Here is an 814-nt window from a genome sequence, read left to right as displayed (position 1 = left end):
AGGCCGTCGGCCCGGAGGCGGTCCGGGCGCTGCAGGGCGTCCTGGACGCCGCCCAGGCCGCCCTCGCCGACGAGCGCGAGCGGGTGGACGCCGCCGCCCGCGCCGCCATGCGCGGCGCCACCTCCCGGATCCAGACCCTGCTGTACCAGATCCAGAGCCTGGTCCAGCAGCTCCAGCACGAGAACGACGACCCCCGGCTGCTGGAGGTCGACTTCCGCAACGAGGTCGCGCTGCGCCGGATCCAGACCATCGCGGTGCTCTGCGAGGCCTGGCCGGGCCTGGCCCGCACCGACTCGCCGCTCGCCGAGGTGGTCGTCGGCGCGCTCTCCCGGGTGCCCGGCTACGCCCGGATCAAGGTCGCCAATCACCTGCGCGAGCAGCGCCTCGCCGTGGTCGCCCGGGCCGCCGAGCCGATCGCCGTCACCATCGCCGAGCTGCTCGCCAACGCCACCGCCTGCTCCCACCCGGAGACCGACGTCCCGGTCACCGTCCAGCAGGGCGGCCGCGGCGCGCTGGTGATCATCGACGACAGCGGCATCGGCATGGACGAGGACCAGCTGCGCCGCGCCCGCCGGCTGCTGGCCGGCCCGCCCGACATGCTGCTCACCGAGCTCGGCAACCCGCCCAAGACCGGCTTCGCGGTGATCGGCAAGCTGGCCCGCCAGTACGGCTTCTCCTGTCACATCGAGCCCTCGCCGTACGGCGGCATGCGGACCATCCTGCGCATCCCGGCCGCGCTGGTGACCGTCGTGGACGACGAGCAGCCGCTGTCGGTGCTCCCCCCGCTGCCGCTGCGGGCCGGCTCCGGCCCGGC

The 814-nt window shown here is 75.2% G+C and carries 1 protein-coding gene; it reads left to right on the top strand.

Translation table 11 applies throughout. From position 1 onward, the window contains the following. Positions 1-814 (top strand): ATP-binding protein (locus AE652_RS42350; RefSeq protein WP_049661563.1); only part of this gene is annotated, 814 nt, incomplete at both ends.

This window comes from Kitasatospora sp. MY 5-36, from assembly GCF_001182915.1.
Classification (GTDB): domain Bacteria; phylum Actinomycetota; class Actinomycetes; order Streptomycetales; family Streptomycetaceae; genus Kitasatospora.
This window is presented reverse-complemented; position numbering and strand designations above follow the sequence as displayed.